Annotated in this window: 1 protein-coding gene and 1 pseudogene; both read right to left on the bottom strand. The window is 72.7% G+C overall.

Annotation, left to right across the window (positions count from 1 at the left end; translation table 11 throughout):
• A pseudogene (locus tag ACIRG6_RS37695) lies at positions 1-907 on the bottom strand (phosphodiesterase); the annotation flags it as partial.
• A 401-nt stretch (positions 908-1308) separates the two neighbouring features.
• Positions 1309-1543 (bottom strand): NAD(P)-dependent oxidoreductase (locus tag ACIRG6_RS37690; protein ID WP_403326630.1); only part of this gene is annotated, 235 nt, incomplete at its 5' end.

The raw sequence follows: 1543 nt of genomic DNA, 5'->3' as shown, positions 1-1543 counted from the left end.
GCACGTGCTCGTGGACCACCCGCGTGTGTCCGCCGGCTCCGTCCTCGCCCTGCGGCCGTCCGCGCCACGACGTCGCCCAGGGGGCGTACGCCAGCAGCAGCGAGCCCGCGAACCAGCCGGCGTCGAGCAACTGGCCGGAGCGGTAGTTGTTGTGCAGCAGCGGCGAGGTGAACAGGGCGTCGCACATCACCGTCAGAGCGAGCGCGCCGATGGCGGTGTTGACCGTGGACCGTCCCCTGGGCGAGCGCCTGAAGTGCAGCGCGAGCACCATGCTGATCAGGGCGATGTCGAGCAGCGGATACGCCACGGTGAGCGCGGCGTGCGCCACGCTGGAACCGCCCTCGGCCTTCGCCGCCTGGGCGAGTGCCAGGCTCCAGGCCAGGGTCAGCAGCGACCCGCCGATCAGCCAGGCGTCCAGGCCGAGGCAGATCCAACCCGCCTTGGTCACCGGCCGTTTGGCCAGCACCAGCAGCCCCACGATGGCGGGCGGCGCGAAGCACAGGAAGAACAGGTCGGCATAGCTGGGGCTGGGCACCGGCTGCCGCAGGACGACCTCGTACCAGCCCCAGACCAGGTTGCCCAGGGCCGCCATCGCCGAGGAGAGGGCGAACAGGAGCCAGGCGGGCCGGAAGCGGACCCGGCGACCGCGGGCGTAGACGAAGCAGGAGACGGCGGCGGCACCGGCGGCGGCGCTCAGCCCGAAGTCGCCCATGATCGTCGCGACGTACTCGGAACCCCAGCCGAACGCGGAACCGACGGCGTACGCCGCGCAGACCAGGGCCAGGACGAGCTGGTGGAAGAGGGCCGGCCCGCCGACGTGCGGCGTCGGCGCGGGCGGCAGGGGTCCGGACGCGGTCGGCGTCCGCGGCGCTCCGTCCAGCGTGGACACGGATGTGGGCGGACTCACCGGGGCCTCCCGGTCCGCGCCGCCACCGCGTCCCGCGGGCCGGGGTGCGCCGGAGTCGCCTGCTTCCCGCGGCTGCTCTGGCGGCGCTGGTGATGACCGTGCTGACCGTGATGGCCACCGCGGTGACCGTGCTGACCCCGCCTGCGCGTGGCCGTGCGCCAGGGTCGCCGGCGGCGGCTCCGCCGCGTCGGGTCGTTCGTCCATAGGCCGTGCATCGCCCGTCGCCCCCCTCACAGTCTGAGTTGTCCGTCCCCGGCGCCGAACCGTGTGCGGCGCATCCCCTGTCGGACGATACACCAGTCTCGTCACTCAGGGACATAGCTTCTCTACGCTCCGTGACGACCAGGGGATATGCGGGTACCCACCGCACCCGAGAGGTTGCGGAGGGTACCTGAAACGGATTACCCGCCCGTCGTCAGAATCACGTTGCGCAGCGGCTCCCGGTTCACGAACCGGGTCAACTGGTCCGTCAACAGCCGCTTGGCGCGCGGCAGGAAGGCGGACGTCGGCCCGCCGACGTGCGGGCTGACGAGCACTCCCGGAGCCTGCCACAGGGGGTGGCCCGGGGGCAGCGGTTCGGGGTCGGTGACGTCGAGGGCGGCGGTGACGCGTCCGCTCTCCAGTTCGGCGAGCAGC

The organism is Streptomyces flaveolus (genome assembly GCF_044765825.1).
GTDB lineage: Bacteria > Actinomycetota > Actinomycetes > Streptomycetales > Streptomycetaceae > Streptomyces > Streptomyces flaveolus.
Note: the sequence above shows the minus strand (reverse complement) of the source record. Positions and strands in the feature narration are given on the sequence as shown.